Here is a 15,988-nt window from a genome sequence, read left to right as displayed (position 1 = left end):
ATCAGACGGAGTAGTTTGCCTGAAAGAGGCAAGGGCTGCATTTTATGCACTGCATTGCTGAAATCTATTGCGGATTCAGCAATGCAGGCTTTCGTCTCGTCAGCTGGCTTGAATTTGCCCGGCCAGAAACTGCAGAGGGTGGCGCAATTCAACGCCTTGCAGACGGTTGACCTGGGAACGACAGGAGTAGCCGGTGGCAACCAGCCCTTCGGTGGGCTCATTGGCGACGACATCGCGCCAGGACAGGTCATAGATGCGTTCGGACGTTGCCCGGTTGCGGCTTTCGTGGCCGTAGGTTCCGGCCATACCGCAGCAGCCGACATTTTTCAGCGTCAGTTCCTGGCCCAGCGCTTCAAAGACGCGCTGCCAATCGGCCATGCTGGCAGCGGCGTTGGTTTTTTCGGTGCAATGACCGAGCAGCTGCACGCGGCCCGGACGGAACAATGGGCGAAGCGATGCCAGTTGTTCAAGGCGCTGACCCAGAAACTCTTGCATCAGCAGCACCTCGGGCAGATCGCCTTCCAAGTATTTACGGTATTCGCTGCGATAAGCGAGTGTCATCGACGGGTCGACACCAACCAGTGGAATACCCGCTTCAGCCAGGGCGTTAAATTCTTTTTGGCGGCGCTGAGCGACTTTGGTGAACGCACCGAGAAAACCATGAACATGCAGCGGCTTGCCATTGGCGCGGTATGGCATCACCCAAACGCGGAAACCGAGTTGTTGCAGCAGTTTCAGAATATCGCCCACGGTGTCGGTGTCGAAAAAGGAGGTAAAGGCGTCTTGTACGATGACCACCGAGCGCTGACGCTCCTCTTCGCTCAACGCTGCCAATTGCTTCGGTTTGGCCCAGCCAATGTTCAGATGACGCATCAGGCTGGCTAGGTGATGGCGGTGAATCAGCGGGCTATCGACCATGCCAGCGCCACGGTCGAGCAACCAGGCGGTTGGTTTAGCGCGCATCAGTCCGTTATAGAGCCATTTGAAGGGTGCGCGGGCCAGCAGGGGAATCACAAACTCTAGGGTGCCGATAAAATAATCTTTCAGCGGGCGTAGATAACGACCGTGATACAGATGCAGGAACTTGGCGCGGAATTCCGGCACATCTACTTTAATCGGGCACTGGCCACTGCATGACTTACAGGCCAGGCAACCGGCCATCGAATCGTAAACTTCCTGGCTGAAATCATAGTCGCCACGCTTCAGAGCCCAGCTGTTTTTAAGCCGTGCCGGCCAGCTGAGCCAGCCCGACCGCTGGCGTTGGGCGTTGGCCACATCCAAGGTATTAACGCCTTGCTCGCCCAGCGCGCGAATCCATTCGCGCAGCAACGATGCCCGCCCTTTCGGTGATTGCCGCCGGTCGCGTGTGCCTTTCCAGGAGGGGCACATGGCATCGTTCGGGTCGTAGTTGTAGCAAGCGCCATTGCCGTTGCAGTAAACGGCTTCTTTTTGATGCTGCCAGCTTTTTACCGGAATGCTTCTGTCGAGTTCGCCGCGAGTTGTTACGGCGTCGATGATGGTGAGTGCCTGGCTGGCATCGGCTGTGGCAATCTTGCCTGGGTTCAGTTGGTTGTGTGGATCAAAAGCGCGCTTGATGGCCTGTAATTCCGGGTACAGGTCGCCAAAGAAGCTGGGCGCGAATTCTGAGCGCACGCCCTTGCCATGTTCGCCCCACAACAGGCCGCCGTATTTCTGCACCAGCTTGACCACTTCATCGGTGATGAGTCGCACCCGCGCCAGAGAGGCTTCGTCTTTCATGTCCAGGGCGGGGCGCACGTGCAATACGCCGGCATCAACGTGGCCGAACATGCCGTAAGTCAGGCCTTCTCGGTCGAGCACGGCGCGAAAATCCATAATAAAATCGGCGAGGTTTTCCGGCGGTACGGCGGTGTCTTCCACAAAAGGCACCGGTCGAGCTTCGCCTTGTGCATTACCCAGCAGACCGACAGCGCGCTTGCGCATGCCCCAGATGCGCCCTACGGCTGCGCTGCCACGGGCAACGGTGTAGCCATTGCACTGGCCGGGCTGACCGGCGAGGGCATCCAAGCGATCGGTCAGACGCTTTATACCGGCTTCCAGTTCGGCTTCGTCGTCGGCGGTGTATTCCACCAGGTTGATGCCTTCGACCACTTCCCCTTCAGCGGCCGGAAAAAACTCGGCCACACCGTTCCAGCTGATGTCGTTTTTGGCAAGACCCAGGACTTTGCTGTCGACGGTTTCAATCGATGTCGGCTGCGCCTGCATCAGCGTCTGGGCATCGCGCAGAGAGGTTTCAAAAGAATCGTAGCGAACGTTCACCAATGCGGAAAATTTGGGAATACGCAGCACATTGAGTTTAGCTTCGACAATAAAGCCGAGCGTGCCTTCGCTGCCGCAGAGGATATTGTTCAAATCGAACTCACCAGCGTCGTTGCGAATATGCGCCAGGTCGTAACCGGTCAGACAGCGGTTCAGTTTGGGGAAGCGTGCTTCGATGTCGTCGCGGCGGCGCTGGTGTACGTCATCAACAGTACGGTGAATGGCCCCGGTCAGGCCGGGAGCCTGCTTTAACGCATCCAGTTCGGTTTCGCTCAGAGGGCCGCTATCGAGGCGCTCGCCGTCGAGCAGAACGGTGCTCAAGGCCAGCACGTGATCGCGTGTTTTACCATACATCACCGAGCCCTGGCCGGAGGCGTCGGTGTTGATCATGCCGCCAATGGTGGCGCGGTTACTGGTCGATAATTCCGGTGCGAAGAAATAGCCGTGTTCTTTTAAAGCAGCATTAAGCTGATCTTTCACCACCCCGGCTTCAACCCGGGCCCAGCCTTCTTCAGCGTTGATTTCCAGAATGTGGTTCATATGCCGCGACAGATCGACCACGATGCCATCGGTCAGCGACTGACCATTGGTGCCAGTGCCACCACCGCGTGGGCTTAATACAATGTCTTGCCATTCGCGACGACTGGCAAGGCCGGTAGCCAGCTGCAGATCAGCCGTGTGTTTGGGGAAGATGACGGCCTGCGGCAATACTTGATAAATGGAGTTGTCGGTCGCCAGCACGGTGCGGTTCGCATAATCCGGAGCAAGTTCACCATCAAAGCCGGCGGCTTTGAGCGCATCAATGTAGGCGAGGTACTGGCTTTGGACCGGGGTGACTTCAGCAATTCGAGGGATCATCAACTTCGGCACTTTTTGGCACTTTCGCAGGGACGGCCGGTATTCTAACGGAATGTGCCCTGATTACGAGTTGACCGGTGCGCTGGAACGCACCGGTCAAGGGATTCAGCTGCGCGGAGAGGGCGCGCGGGCCGCAAGAGGTTTGCTCATGCCGGGTTTACGACCAGCCTCGGAAGCCTGACGCCAGGCGCGCAGTTTCAGCAGTGCCTGAACCACTTGCGTCCGGGTAATCTCACCAATCAGCCGATGATGCTCAACCACCGGGTACTTCTTCGGCTTATCGCCGGTCATGGTTTGGGCGAGATCCACGATGCTCAGATCGCTGTTAACCGTTAGCACATCGCGGCGCATGACATCGGCGACCTGAGCGGCATCTTCACTGTGATAGCTGTCGGTCAGCAATTGTTTCAGGCAATCCTGTTCGGATATGTAGCCAACCAGATGGCCCTGTTGGTCAACCACCGCACTGCCCAGTATGTGATGTTTGATCAGAATCTGGACGGCCTCGGTCACCGTGGCGGAGTCTTGAATGGTAACGCGGGTTGGGGTCATGCAATCGGCGACCGTCAGTGGATCAGGCTTCATCGGCGTGCGTCCTCCAAGTGGATAGTGTGATAACAACAGCCGTTGGGTCTGGATCAGAATAGTCAAGGGTGTGTCGGTCAGCAAACCGGGTGTCGGCTTAAAGACGGTTGTTTTTAATGAAGTTCGAAAATGCCTTTGGAGCAGTGGTTTTCAGTATAGGGTCAAGAAAGTGTCATTTATTTAGGGTTTCTCCAACGATTTGCCCAAAAATAGGCAAATTACCGCTCTTATTAAAACGATTTTTCAAACGGCCGGTAGAGATAATCAGATTACTTCAGTAACACCTATAAAGGTTGGGTGAGATTATGTCTGCAAAACGAATGGAATCTTTTTTACGCCTAGTAATGGGACTCATGTTGGCGATCGTGTTGGCCGCCTGTAGCCAACCCAACGACCCGGAACAATCCGAGTCACCCAACGCTAATAGAATTGACGTTCCGGACATTGGGTTAATTGATAATCCTTTCTATCGCGCTTGCATGGAAAACCCGGAGCAGAGTCAATGCCTCGACAGCTGTAGAGAGGATGCCGATAAACCATTCTGCGATTTAGCATGCGATATAGACCCTTCGTATTCGTTTTGCGATAACACCGAAGAAAATGAAAGCTGCAGTGTTAATCCCAATCAACCCTAGGTGGTGGAGAAACCTGTGAGCCGGGTAATGATGATCCAGAATGTTTGGAAGCTTTATGCAACGCAGACTTTGGTCTTGATGGCTGTGCTGACCTTTGTACTCAAGACAGAGAGAGCTTCGAATTCTGTGATGATATTTGTGCCAATCTCGATGCAGGTTATGGGTTTTGTGATGAAATATGCGAAGACACCGAAAATGGGTATCTGTTTTGCGAAGCAGTCAAAACATGCGAAGAAAATCCGGATCAACCCAAGTGCATTGTCGCCTGCAGTGATACATCAAACCAAAATCAACTTTACTGTGATGCCTTATGTAACATACGACCAACGCTTGCGTATTGCATTGAAGACGACCCCGCCGGATTTACAGTTCAATTGAAAGCTGCCAACAAAATTCAGTTTCATTGGCAGAAATTGGCAAAAGATGAAACGACGGATTATGACAGTTACCGTATTCAGGCTAATTTGGGCGACAGTGAACTGATAAATAAAGAAATAGCTGCGGGCTCTGAACTTTCTTTTACTAAATATATATCGATGTTTGATCACCGCTGGACAGATGCCGTCTATCGTCTTAGTGGTTGTTTAGCGGGTGCTTGTGACGATATTGGTAGTGCTCTGATTGCCTATCCCGACCACATGCTCAAAGGGATGGGCTATATGAAGTCATTTTATGATGTTACACAGCCCGTGGCGGGACAACACTTCGGTATGTCCGTTAACGTCAGCAGTAATGGGCGTTATATGGCAGTTAGCGCCAGAAAAGTAGAAGAAAGCGACGGCCTTTATCCTGGTGCCGTTTATATTTATGCACGAACAGAGGATGGCTACTGGGAAGACCGAAGTATTTTACGGCCTAAAGATCGCATCCTTAGCGATGGTGCAGCCGAGGGGTTTGGCTGGTCGCTCAGTTTCTCTTCAGATGGGAAGTATCTTGCCGTTGGTGCGCCGTTCCAGACGGATGGTCTGAAAGAAAACGAGGGTATGGTTTATATCTATGAACTGAATGATCTCGGGAATTACTACGAATGGCGTTGCAGTTCAGCAATGGTAGACCACGAGCAGGCACAATTCGGTTATAGCGTCAGTTTCAATAAAGACGGTCGGTATATCGCCATAGGCGCGCCATTTGACAGTACCGTTGACCCAAATGGTCAGGCAGTTGGTTCGGTATATGTTCTGAAAGTCAATCTGGAAAAGGAAAACTGCCATGATGGTTTTGTACGGTTCAGTGATCGTAATAAAGAACCAGAAACCCGCTTTGGTCAGGCAGTCGCTCTGAGTGGTGAAGGTGATAGGCTGGCTGTCGGAGCTTCACGGGCAAACCGCGATGGCATGGTGGTCATGTTCGCTAAGAATAGAATGGGTAACTGGGATCAGGGAAATATGGAATGGACCGTCTACTTAAGTGCCATAAGTCTATTCCCAAATAACAGTGCATTTGTAGAGTCTAAGTTTGGTGAGTGGCTTGCTATGAGTGACGATGGAAAAACCATTGCTGTAGCGGCTCGTGACTACAGTGGTAATGGCAAGGCTTCTGGGGCGGTGGTTACATTTACGCTGAATGAAAACTTGTGTGAAAAATTCTACTATGGGGCTTTAGGTGAATGTAATCTGTGGGCCAGTGACAACACCATCCTGACTCCAAATAATATTGCTGAACTGGATCAGTTCGGTTTTAGGCTGAGTATGAGACCCGATGGCGAGATGATTGCCATTTCATCCATTTATGAAAACGGTGCCGATTATGGCGTACTCGACGAGCCTGGTAGCTCATCAGAAGAAATCTCCAAAGCGGGTGCGGTGTATTTGTATAAACGCAACTTGCCCGACGGCAATGGCTGGACTCATATCAAATACATCAAAGCGTCTAACCCCGGAGAGAACGATCAGTTTGGGTACAGTGTCAGTTTAAGTAACGCCGTCCTCGGTAGCATTGATGAAACGGAAGGCACCTTATTAGTGGGCGCGCCTTTCGAAGACCGAAAAGGGGCTCATACGATGAGAAGTGGATTCGATAGTCGTAACGATGTGTCTGAGCGTCGCGAAGATTCTGGTGCTGCCTACCTCTACTAGCAGTGCTTTATGTGCCTGCCTTCTGTAACAGCCTTTAGAGGCAGGCATAAAAGTCCATTGTCGGCAATAGCGACTCGCAAGCGGGTTTGTTGTTTTTAATCGTCGATAAACGGTGAATGGCCAGGAGGCCTTATGATTTTAAGGATGAAAGCATCTCTCTGTTGCCGTGTTTTTATGCTGTTGACAGCTTCCCTTATGGCGGCTTGCCAACCGTCGACCGACAGTGGTGAGCAGCAGAACAAGGGTGACAATGGCAGTGTATATGATCAGGACATAGGGCTCATTGGAAACCCGTTTAAGCCAAACGACGACGAAGTCGATGAAGTTCATGAAGGTGAGGCAGGCAACGATTATATACAAAGTGTAGAGGTAGAAGTCCGTTCACCTAAGCGTCTGCATTTCCAGTGGTCCGCTAAGAAACAGGCAGACTATTACAATTTAATTGCTATGCGTGAAGGCAAAGAGATTTGGTCTTCAGGTCAACTGCAGTATGAAACCGCCTACGACATGCATGTCCCCTTATACGACCCGGCGATGACAACAGAACCGCTCTATATGTTGCAGCCGTGCAGCGCAATCAACGGGTGCGATATGGTAACAGCCGCTCAGACTGGACTTATTAACCGGTACAATATGCTAGACGGCATTGGTTATTTTAAATCGAATGATCCGGTTAAAGACGGTGAGTTTGGACGAGTTGTCGAATTGAGTGAAAACGGCGACTGGATGGCTGTTGGTGGTTCTGGAAGTGACCAACGTTTTGGCTTGGTGCATTTATACCGGCGACACAGCAATGGTTTTTGGTCATTGAATCAGGTTTTGAAATTGCCGGATGCTGAAGCCAATGATGAGTTTGGAGCGTCATTAAGTTTTAGTAGGGATGGTCGGGTGCTCGCAGTTGGCGCTCCTGGTCGCAACGTTGCTTATTCTGCAAATTACACGCTGGATAGTGCCGGTCATGTTTTTCTATTCCAGTATGATGGCAGCGCCTGGCAAGAAACGGATTCACCGCTGATTTCTTTATATCCTCACCGCAATGGGCATTTTGGCGCCAGCGTCAGTCTGAACGATAACGGCGACCGTTTAGCGATCGGCGCGACCGGTGAACATGAAACCGGAGAAGTCTATGTGTTCGAAAAGCCAGCGGCTGGTTGGCGTCAGGCCAGGGTAACTCACTTTGCATTTCCAGATGGCAGAACCAACGTACTGGGCCTCGGTCAGGGCGCTCTGTTTGGTAAGAGTGTCAGCATCAGCGGGGATGGCAGTCGTTTGGCTGTGGGGGCTCCGGAGGAAGTTGCTCCGGTCAGTTTAGGCAAGGTCTTTATCTTTTTCAGAAAAAACGTGCCGACAGGTGAGGCTGATGTTTGGCGAACGGGCAGTGATTGGAGAGTCGGTTTATACGGTCTTAAACAATTGAAATATGGCCAGGGTGAGTCGCACTTTGGAACCAGTGTGAGCTTAAGCGCCAACGGCCGAACATTGGCTGTTGGTGCGAGTTATGACAGCCGATTCTCATCATCTGGCTTCAACAACGAACCGGAGCGCCGGGAATATGTTGGTGCCGCCTATGTTTGGAACTTACCCGAAGATTGTACACAAGTGCCGTGCGAGAATTCCTGGTTGCAGCCGCTCATCGCATGGGATTCGGCACATCGTCATTATATTAAAGCCAGTAATATTGCCGAGAGTACTCGACAATATTTTGGTCACCAGATTAGTTTGAGCTCCGATGGCAAGCGTTTGGCGGTATCGGCGATAAACGAGACCAGTCGTGCAAATGGTATTGGAGGTTCACCGGTGGGTGGAGGGATTGGTTTTGAATATGCCGGTGCCGCCTATGTTTTTCAGCCGGTTGATGGTCAATGGACTGAACGGTCGTATATCAAAGCCTCGAACTCTGGCGGAGGCGACTATTTTGGACACAGTTTGTCGCTAAGCGGCGACGGAGACACCTTGGCCGTCGGCGCACCCTATGAGGACCGTGGTGAGTTTTCTGGTATCAGCAATGGACTGGATAGTAACCAGAACGAGAACAATAAGCTGAAGAATTCTGGGGCTGTGTATTTGTACTAGAAAGACTAGAAAGGTGCGCCAGTCAGGCTCGTGTAGTGAGCCAGACTGGCGCTTAGTCAGGTCGGCAGGCAATTACCGACCCAGTCGCTCACGCAAGAACGCTACTGCGTCGGTGAGCTTCAGGCTTTCTTTTTCGTCCTTGCGGCGAGCTTTGTATTCCAATTCGCCCTCGGCCAGACCGCGGTCACTGACAACGATGCGGTGAGGTACGCCAATCAGTTCCATATCGGCAAACTTCACACCCGGGCTGGTTTTCTTGTCACGGTCGTCCAGTAGAACTTCGATACCGGCTTCGCTCAGTTCACGATACAGCTGTTCCGCTACTTCCATGACCTCCGGTGATTTATGCGCGTTCAACGGCACGATACCGACCTGGAAAGGCGCTAAGGCGTCAGGCCAGATGATGCCGTTGTCGTCATGGTTTTGTTCGATCGCCGCCGCGACGATTCGGCTGACACCAATGCCATAGCACCCCATTTGCATGACCTGGGCTTTGCCGTTTTCATCCAAAACGGTGGCGTTCAGGGCTTTTGCGTATTTGTCGCCCAGCTGGAAGATGTGGCCGACTTCAATGCCTTTAGCAATTTTTAAGGTGCCATTACCGTCGGGGCTGGGGTCGCCCTCAATCACGGAGCGTAGGTCGGCGATCTCGGGTAACGGCAGGTCGCGCTCCCAGTTGATGCCAAACCAGTGTTTGTCGTCGATGTTAGCGCCAGCGCCAAAGTCGCTCATTAAGCTGACAGCGCGGTCGATCACAATCGGCATCGGTAAATTCAGTGGGCCGAGGGAGCCAGGACCAGCACCAACGACGGCACGAATGCGTTCTTCGCTGGCCATGACTAACGGTGCTTTAACCTGCGACAACTTTTCAGCTTTGATTTCATTCAACTCATGATCGCCTCGCACCAGCAGTGCTACCAGACCACCTTCAACGTCGTCTTCAGCTTCAACAATCAAGGTTTTGATGGTTTTCTCGATGGGCAGGTTAAAGCCGTCGACCAACGCCGCGATGGTCTTGGTGTTCGGTGTATCAACCTGACGCAGTTCTTCGCTGGGCGCGGCTCGCTCACCGGCGGGCATGACGGCTTCAGCGCGCTCAATGTTGGCGGCGTAATCGCTGCTGTCAGAGTAGGCAATGTAATCTTCACCCGATTCCGCGAGTACCTGGAATTCATGTGAGCTGTCGCCGCCAATGGCGCCGCTGTCGGCCAATACAGGGCGGTAGTTCAGTCCCAGGCGATCGAAAATCCGGCAGTAGGCCTGGTGCATGTTTTCGTATTCGGTTTGCAGCGAGTCGAGGCTGACGTGGAAAGAGTAGGCGTCTTTCATGACGAACTCACGCGCCCGCATAACCCCGAAACGCGGCCGGAATTCATCGCGAAATTTGGTCTGAACTTGATAGAAATTGGCAGGCAGTTGTTTGTAGCTGGTCAGTTCGTTGCGCACCAGGTCGGTGATGACTTCTTCATGGGTGGGGCCAAAGACAAAATCGCGCTCGTGGCGATCCTGCATTTTCATCATTAAGGCGCCCATGTCATCCCAGCGGCCGCTTTCCTGCCACAGTTCAGCCGGTTGCACGCAGGGCATCAGCACTTCCTGAGCGCCCGCGCGATCCATTTCTTCGCGCACAATGCGTTCGATTTTACGCAGCACTTTCAGGCCGGTCGGCAGCCAGGTGTAGAGGCCGGAGGCGAGTTTGCGCACCATACCGGCGCGCAGCATCAATTGATGGCTGGCGATAACGGCATCGGCGGGCGTTTCCTTGACGGTAGCGATCAAATACTGGCTTGCGCGCATGAAAATTCTCGTTGTTGGCTGTGTGTCGTTGGGTATGAATCAAAAACGGGCCGCCATTGTAGAGCCAACGGCGGCCGAGGTGTAGTCAGCTTTGTGCCGTGCTTGGGTGGTGAGTTACCACTCGCCTTGATTGGACATGGAAGCCCAGGGCTCGGCGGCAGGCAGAGCATCGCCAGCTTGCAGCAGTTCAATGGAAATGTTGTCCGGGCTGCGCACAAAGGCCATATGACCGTCGCGTGGCGGTCGCAAAATGGCAATGCCCATTCCCTGCAAATGTGCGCAGGTGGCGTAGATGTCGTCGACTCGATAGGCCAGGTGGCCGAAGTTGCGGCCACCGCTGTATTCTTCCGGGTCCCAGTTGTAGGTCAGCTCCACCATCGGCGCTTTGTCGGCTAAGGCGCGTTCGCGGTCTTCCGGGGCGGCCAAAAAGATGAGCGTGAAGCGGCCTTTGTCGTTGTCGCTGCGGCTGATTTCGACCAGGCCTAGGCCATCGCAGAAAAAGCGCAGTGAGGCGTCGATGTCGCTGACTCGAACCATGGTGTGTAGATAACGCATAAAAACTCCAGATCGTGCGGTCGGTTTATTCAGTGTGTTTCAGTCAATCGGTTTGCTTGAACGGCAATGCTTCAGTCATTTGTTCGCGATAGCGTTCAACCATCTCCGCTTCTTCCAGACAAAAGCGTTCTACGGCTTCCTGGAATTCTGGTCGTGACAGCCAGTGGAAAGAGCGGGTAATGCGCGGTTCGAACCCCCGGGCGACTTTGTGTTCCCCTTGAGTGCCTGGGTCGAAGCGTTGCAGTCCATGGCGGATGCAATAGTCGATGCCTTGGTAGTAGCAGCATTCAAAATGCAGATTATTGAATTCATCCAGGCAGCCCCAGTAACGGCCGTACAGCGTGGTTGAATCGCGAAAGCACAGAGCCGCAGCAACGCCTTCTTCACCCTGAAACGCCATAAAGAGCACCAGCGAGTCTGGCTGATCCGCCAGCAGTTGCTCGAAAAACTCCAGTGTTAGGTAGCCATGACGGCCGCGCTTGAGGTAGGTGGCATGGTAGAAAACGTAGAACTGACGCAGGGTAACAGCGTCGATTTCCCGACCTTCAAAGCAGTGCATTTCCAGGCCCTGATCGGCAATGGAACGGCGTTCTTTGCGCAGGTTTTTGCGTTTGCGCGATGCGAAGCGATCGAGGAAGTCGTCGAAATCGCGGTAGTTCTGGTTACGCCAGTGGAACTGAACATCTCGCCGTTCTACCCAATCGCTGTGGCTGGACCAGAGATCAGCGGTGGCGTCGTCGGGGAAGAGCAGGTGGCAGCCGCTGTAGTCCTGACTGAGCGTTTCCTGTTGCATGGCTTTTGCCAGGTCGGTGACCAGTGGCGCATTCAGTTCAGCGCTTGCACGTGGCCCCATCGACGGGGTGTAGGGAATGGCACACACCAGTTTTGGGTAGTAAGGCAGGCCGTGTTGCTCATAAGCGTGGGCCCAGGACCAGTCAAAAACATACTCGCCCCAAGAATGCGTTTTGGCGTAGCAGGGCAGTGCCAGCTCGTGTTGCTCGTCTTGCCAGTGCAGATGATGGGGCGACCAGCCTCCGTTTGCACCGCACACGCCACTGCTTTCCAGAGCGCGTAGAAAGCTCGGCTGGCAAAAGGGGTTGTCTGTGTTCTGGCCTAGGTGTTGAGGCCATTGGGTGAGCCACTGAACGTCGGGCATGAGGCCATTCCTGGGAAAGTGCTGAGGCATTATATCGATTGAGCGCATGCATACCCAGAGCCGAGCCACTTATACATCGCAGCCTTTGAGGTACAATGGCTGGCAAAGGAGGGCTCGATGTTCGAACTGGATCACCGCTTGCAGAATGATTGCGTCGAAATTGGCGAGTTGATGCTCAATCGTATTCTGTTGATGAAAGACGCCAACTACCCTTGGTTAATACTGGTACCTCAGCGCGAGGATATCAGCGAGATTTACCAGCTGGATGTAGACGATCAGGAACAACTGATCTGGGAAAGCAGCTTTGTTGCTGAGCGCCTGATGGACACCTTTAACGGTGACAAAATGAATATAGCGGCGCTGGGGAATGTGGTTCCGCAATTGCATATTCATCATGTCGTGCGTAAACGCACGGATGCGGCCTGGCCTAACCCTGTTTGGGGCGCGGTGCCAGCCAAAGCCTATCCGCGCGGGGCTTTGCGTCAGCGAGTGCTGGCGTTACAGTCGGCGTTTGAAACGTCGGTCTTTAAGGCGGCCGAACCGCCCGCAGCCTGATGGTGCGGGCACCCGCTGCAGTCGGGGGGATGTCATGAAAACTTCATCAAACAGTCAGAAAGGTGACACGGGCGAATGAATAATAGACGCCATGACGATGGAGGCTTCTTCATGAAATGGCTGCAGCGCATCCAACACCTCGATACCCTGACCTTTAACTGGTGCATGGCGCGTCGTCGCCGTGAGCGTATTACTGCTTTGAGTCGTGCGGTCTCCCGTACCGCCGATGGTTGGCTTTATCTACTGTTCTTTGCCGTCTATGGCTTAGCGCAGCCGGAGTCCGGCATGGCTTTAGTGAAAGTCGCTGTCTGGGCCTTTGCGGTAGAACGGGCGATCTACTGGGTGTTAAAGAACACCTGTCGTCGCAACCGACCGCAAGAAGCGATCGACGACTTTACCAGCTTTATCATTCCGTCTGACAAATTCAGCTTCCCTTCAGGCCATACTTCAGCGGCGTTTTTGTTTACCGTTCTGGTGGCGAGCCAGTTACCGGTGCTAGTGCCGGCGCTGTTGTTCTGGTCTTGCTGTGTGGCCATGTCACGCATCTTTCTGGGCGTGCATTTCCCGACAGATACGCTGGTCGGTGCAACCCTTGGTTCGCTGGTCGGCTTCTGGGCGCTGGGAGGGTTCGTACTGTGAAAATCCTCTATGGTGTTCAGGGAACAGGTAATGGTCATATCACCCGCGCTCGGGTGATGGCCGAAGCGCTGGCGCACGCTGGCGTTGATGTGGACTGGGTCTTTTCCGGGCGTGAGCGCGACCGTTTTTTTGATATGGAAGTCTTTGGTGATTTCCAGGTGTTTAAAGGCCTGACGTTTGCCACTCGCGATGGTCGGATCGATTTGCGTCGTACCATGAATGACACGTCCATGCGCGGTTTATGGCGCGACATTCGCTCGCTCGACCTAAGTCAATACGATTTGGTGGTGACCGACTTTGAGCCGGTCGTGGCCTGGGCTGCCCGCAGTCAGGGCATGCCTTGCGTGGGTGTCGGTCATCAGTACGCGTTTAACCACGACATTCCCAAGGCCGGTCATTCGGTGGTGTCTGAAGCCATCATGCGTTGGTTCGCGCCGGTCACTGTTGGGCTGGGCGTGCACTGGCATCACTTTGGTGCGCCGATTCTGCCGCCGATTATTGAGCCCACTCAGGCACCCAAGCCCGGCTCACTGGATAAAGCACTGGTTTATCTTCCGTTCGAAAACAGTGACGCGACGTTGGCGCTGTTGAACGACGTCAACACTCCGACCCGCTTTGTGATGCATTGCGCCGACATTGAACCCGGCCAATATGGCCAAGTAACGGTACGCGGTTTCAGCCGGGATGGTTTTCAGGCGTCACTGGCCGAATGTGGCAGCGTAATCTGCAATGCTGGTTTTGAATTGGCCAGTGAAGCTTTGTCGATGAGCAAACGCATTCTGGTCAAACCACTGCGTGGTCAGATGGAACAGCAGTCCAATGCCGCCGCGTTGCAAGCACTGGATTTGGGATCGGTGATGCCGAAAGTATCGACCGGAGCCATCGAATCCTTTCTGCGACAGGGTGAGCCGCGCTGGGTGAATTACCCGGATGTGGCAACGGCGTTGGTGAGCTGGTTGCAGCGCTATCCGCATGCGTCCATTGACAGCCTGGTCGAAGAGCTTTGGTCGGGGGTGAACTTCCCGTCAGAGCAGCTGCCCGCTCAGCAAGTTGCCTAGTTTTCGTAAGTATCATTAGACGGTCCGCTTGCGGGCCGTTTTTTTTTAGCTGTAAAGCTCAGTTGACAAAAAAGCGACCCTGCGGCAATTTAGCGCGCTGGAAACGAATGCGTACAGCGCGGTGGGGACAGTGAATGCGGCTCAAGATCGAATGCGAAGAGCGCCTGGGGATTTGTGCTGAGGTGCTGGATATTCTGGTGCAACACCAGATCGATCTCAGAGGCATCGAAATAGAACCCGCTGGCCGGATTTATCTGAATTTCCCGACGCTCGTGTTTGATGAATTTCAGCATCTGATGCCGGAAATCCGTTTGATACCCGGCATTCAGGACGTCTCCTTAATTCCTTATCTGCCTGGCGAACGCGAACAACAGGAAATGCAGACGTTGCTGAAAACGCTGCCCGAGCCGGTCGTTTCAATCGATAGCCAGGGCAGTGTGGTCATTGCCAATGAAGCCGCGCTCGATATTCTGCAATTGCCCGAAGCGGAAGTGCACGGCAAGTTGCTGAAGAACTGGGTCAAAGGGTTCAACTTCACCCACTGGCTGAATAGTGAACAACCCGGTGCGACCGCAGCGCATTTGCAACTGCGAGGTCGTACCTTTCTAGCCGATATTTATCCGATTCAGGTACCCAACGAAACCGATACCGAGCAAGACGATTACTTTGCCGGTGCGGTGATCACCTTTAAGTCGCCCGAGCGCCTGGGTCGTCAGATTACGGCTTATCAACAGCAGGCCGGCGAGTTTGAGTTGCTGATCGCTGAAAGCCAGCCGATGAAAAAGGTAATTCGTCAGGCTAAGCGCATGTCGGGTCTGGATGCGCCATTGTTGATCACTGGCGAAACCGGCACGGGTAAGGAGTTGCTGGCGAAATCTTGTCATCAGCACAGCCTGCGCAAAGACAAACCCTTGTTGGTGCTGAATTGTGCCGCCATGCCCGACAGCGTGGCTGAAAGCGAACTCTTTGGTTATGCCGCTGGCGCATTTGAAGGTGCGACTCAAGCGAAAAAAGGCATCGTCGAACTGGCCGAAGGTGGCACGGTGTTTCTCGACGAAATTGGCGATATGTCGAAGGTACTGCAATCGAAGTTTTTACGGCTGATGCAGGACGGCACTTATCGCCGGGTGGGTGACGAACAGGAATTTACCGCCGATGTCCGTATTATCTGCTCGACGCAAAAAGACCTGTTGGCACTGTGCCGTGACGGGACTTTCCGTGAAGATCTTTACTATCGATTGAACGTTCTGGCGCTGCACATTCCGGCTCTGCGCGACCGTAAAAACGATATTCTGCCGATGGCTGAGCGCTTTATTGCTCGCTTTGCTGAGCCCCAGCGCCGCCGGATTCGTATCTCACGCGCCTGTCAGAATGCGCTGCAGCAATATCCCTGGCCGGGAAATGTGCGGCAGATGGAAAATGCGTTGTTGCGCGCGGTTTCATTGGCGGAAGACGACGTTCTGGAACCCGAGCATTTGCAATTACCCAGTTATTCCAGTGGCTGGGGTTATGTCGATGAGCACTTTGAAGGCACGCTTGATGAAGTGATGAAACGCTTTGAATCCCAACTGCTGCGTCGACTGTATCCGGCTTATCCCAGCAGTCGGCAATTGGGAAAGAAACTGGGTGTTTCACACACGGCCATCGCTAATAAGTTGCGCGAGTACGGCATTGGCAAGCACAGTCGCACAGACTGAGTCAGCG

The 15,988-nt window shown here is 53.5% G+C and carries 11 protein-coding genes; 6 read left to right on the top strand and 5 right to left on the bottom strand.

The genetic code is table 11. The features are described from left to right. Positions 1-99: 99 nt before the first annotated feature. Both BGP77_RS15350 and BGP77_RS15345 read right to left on the bottom strand, forming a co-directional pair. Entirely contained in the window at positions 100-3,156 is a 3,057-nt protein-coding gene (locus BGP77_RS15350) for an FAD-binding and (Fe-S)-binding domain-containing protein (protein WP_108165583.1), read from the bottom strand. Between the two features lie 105 nt (positions 3,157-3,261). After that, on the bottom strand, positions 3,262-3,741 hold the full coding sequence (locus BGP77_RS15345) for a CBS domain-containing protein (protein WP_233252374.1): 480 nt from the start codon (positions 3,739-3,741) through the stop codon (positions 3,262-3,264). Positions 3,742-4,420: 679 nt separating this feature from the next. On the opposite strand from BGP77_RS15345, the gene BGP77_RS15335 reads away from it, so the two are divergent. Together BGP77_RS15335 and BGP77_RS15330 are read left to right on the top strand one after the other, a co-directional pair. Continuing rightward, positions 4,421-6,451 (top strand): FG-GAP repeat protein, encoded by a 2,031-nt coding sequence (locus tag BGP77_RS15335; RefSeq protein ID WP_146171269.1) that lies wholly within the window; start codon positions 4,421-4,423, stop codon positions 6,449-6,451. Between the two features lie 144 nt (positions 6,452-6,595). Beyond that, positions 6,596-8,524 carry an FG-GAP repeat protein gene (locus BGP77_RS15330; protein ID WP_158269403.1) on the top strand — a complete coding sequence of 643 codons (1,929 nt, stop codon included), beginning with the start codon at positions 6,596-6,598 and terminating at the stop codon, positions 8,522-8,524. 72 nt (positions 8,525-8,596) lie between these two features. On the opposite strand, the gene BGP77_RS15325 is transcribed toward BGP77_RS15330, so the two are convergent. From BGP77_RS15325 to BGP77_RS15315, 3 genes are all read right to left on the bottom strand, one after another. Further along, positions 8,597-10,321 (bottom strand): proline--tRNA ligase, encoded by a 1,725-nt coding sequence (locus BGP77_RS15325; RefSeq protein WP_108165579.1) that lies wholly within the window; start codon positions 10,319-10,321, stop codon positions 8,597-8,599. 114 nt (positions 10,322-10,435) lie between these two features. After that, positions 10,436-10,876, bottom strand: a complete 441-nt coding sequence (locus BGP77_RS15320; RefSeq protein WP_108165578.1) for a VOC family protein — start codon at positions 10,874-10,876, stop codon at positions 10,436-10,438. 43 nt (positions 10,877-10,919) lie between these two features. After that, the gene (locus BGP77_RS15315) at positions 10,920-12,032 is read right to left on the bottom strand and encodes a GNAT family N-acetyltransferase (RefSeq protein WP_158269402.1); all 1,113 of its coding nucleotides are present in this window, start codon (positions 12,030-12,032) and stop codon (positions 10,920-10,922) included. Positions 12,033-12,149: 117 nt separating this feature from the next. On the opposite strand from BGP77_RS15315, the gene BGP77_RS15310 reads away from it, so the two are divergent. From BGP77_RS15310 to tyrR, 4 genes are all read left to right on the top strand, one after another. Beyond that, a complete protein-coding gene (locus BGP77_RS15310; RefSeq protein WP_108165576.1) occupies positions 12,150-12,587 on the top strand; it encodes an HIT domain-containing protein in 438 nt (145 codons plus the stop codon). Positions 12,588-12,698: 111 nt separating this feature from the next. Then, positions 12,699-13,226 carry a phosphatase PAP2 family protein gene (locus BGP77_RS15305; protein ID WP_108165575.1) on the top strand — a complete coding sequence of 176 codons (528 nt, stop codon included), beginning with the start codon at positions 12,699-12,701 and terminating at the stop codon, positions 13,224-13,226. After that, on the top strand, positions 13,223-14,284 hold the full coding sequence (locus tag BGP77_RS15300) for an MJ1255/VC2487 family glycosyltransferase (RefSeq protein WP_108165574.1): 1,062 nt from the start codon (positions 13,223-13,225) through the stop codon (positions 14,282-14,284). The genes BGP77_RS15305 and BGP77_RS15300 overlap by 4 nt, the downstream gene beginning before the upstream one ends. A gap of 134 nt (positions 14,285-14,418) precedes the next feature. Continuing rightward, a complete protein-coding gene (tyrR, locus tag BGP77_RS15295; protein ID WP_108165573.1) occupies positions 14,419-15,981 on the top strand; it encodes a transcriptional regulator TyrR in 1,563 nt (520 codons plus the stop codon). Positions 15,982-15,988: the final 7 nt, after the last annotated feature.

The organism is Saccharospirillum sp. MSK14-1 (assembly GCF_003054965.1).
GTDB lineage: Bacteria > Pseudomonadota > Gammaproteobacteria > Pseudomonadales > Natronospirillaceae > Saccharospirillum.
The sequence above is the reverse complement of the archived record's forward strand: the minus strand, read 5'-3'. Positions and strand labels throughout refer to the sequence as shown.

Coding starts and splice junctions, on each gene's coding strand:
- BGP77_RS15305 (WP_108165575.1), top strand. CDS start 12,699: ATGAAATGGCTGCAGCGCATCCAACACCTCGATACCCTGACCTTTAAC.
- BGP77_RS15310 (WP_108165576.1), top strand. CDS start 12,150: ATGTTCGAACTGGATCACCGCTTGCAGAATGATTGCGTCGAAATTGGC.
- BGP77_RS15345 (WP_233252374.1), bottom strand. CDS start 3,741: ATGAAGCCTGATCCACTGACGGTCGCCGATTGCATGACCCCAACCCGC.
- BGP77_RS15325 (WP_108165579.1), bottom strand. CDS start 10,321: ATGCGCGCAAGCCAGTATTTGATCGCTACCGTCAAGGAAACGCCCGCC.
- BGP77_RS15315 (WP_158269402.1), bottom strand. CDS start 12,032: ATGCCCGACGTTCAGTGGCTCACCCAATGGCCTCAACACCTAGGCCAG.
- BGP77_RS15330 (WP_158269403.1), top strand. CDS start 6,596: ATGAAAGCATCTCTCTGTTGCCGTGTTTTTATGCTGTTGACAGCTTCC.
- BGP77_RS15320 (WP_108165578.1), bottom strand. CDS start 10,876: ATGCGTTATCTACACACCATGGTTCGAGTCAGCGACATCGACGCCTCA.
- BGP77_RS15350 (WP_108165583.1), bottom strand. CDS start 3,156: ATGATCCCTCGAATTGCTGAAGTCACCCCGGTCCAAAGCCAGTACCTC.
- tyrR (WP_108165573.1), top strand. CDS start 14,419: ATGCGGCTCAAGATCGAATGCGAAGAGCGCCTGGGGATTTGTGCTGAG.